The following is a 764-nucleotide window of genomic DNA, read 5'->3' on the forward strand; positions in this document are numbered from 1 at the left end:
TGTAGTCGCGCACATCGCGCAGCCCAATCAACGCCAACGACCACGGAAAACCCGCCGGACGCAGCGCATACCCATCCCGCAGCTGCCGCAACACACTCACCAGCACCGCGTCCCGCAGTGCGTCAATCTCATCCAAAAACACCACCACCGGCCGCGCCGACCACCGCGCCCATTCGCCCAAGGCCCGGTTGATGCGCCCGCCGGGCGGGGCGTCCGACCACGGCGGCGGCTGCAACGCCTCCGGCAGGCGAACCTCCAGCGCCGACCGCCACACGCTCAGGATGGCGCTTTCCGCTGCGCCAACATCGTCTTCAAACGCTGCGCCGACTTCGAGCGACAGCAGCACCGCCGCGTACCGCCCTTCCGCCGTCAACTGCTGCGCCAGAGCCAAGTGAATGTCCGGCCGACACGGCCCGGCGGTGTTGAAATAGCGCATAGCCACCTTCAGAAGTCGAACCCAGTCGGCTGCCGCCAATGACGCCACCGACATCCCGTTTTGAGTGTAGACGGCATGGCGGCTGCGCCGCAGCGGTTCATGAGGCGTATCGCGTTCAAACCGGAATGAAGTGGGGCGTGTCGCCGTAGGAAATGACAAAACTGGGGTGATGGGTCGCAAAAGCCGGCATTGTTCGGTTCATCGTGGCATAGACGACCCACATAGTGCTACCTGACTGCTTTGTATACTACTAAGAAAACCAATGGTGTGAAGGCAAAAGCTGAGGAGATTTCAAACCCGCTTTCTGTGCAACCACTCACGTTCCTTC

General features: G+C 62.0%; 1 protein-coding gene. It reads right to left on the reverse strand.

Annotated features, from left to right (window positions below; genetic code table 11):
* Positions 1–436 (reverse strand): ATP-binding protein (locus NZ585_14925; protein ID MCS7081324.1); only part of this gene is annotated, 436 nt, incomplete at its 3' end.
* Positions 437–764: the final 328 nt, after the last annotated feature.

Origin of the sequence: Chloracidobacterium sp., assembly GCA_025057975.1 — a bacterium.
In the GTDB taxonomy this organism is placed as follows: Bacteria; Acidobacteriota; Blastocatellia; order Chloracidobacteriales; family Chloracidobacteriaceae; genus Chloracidobacterium.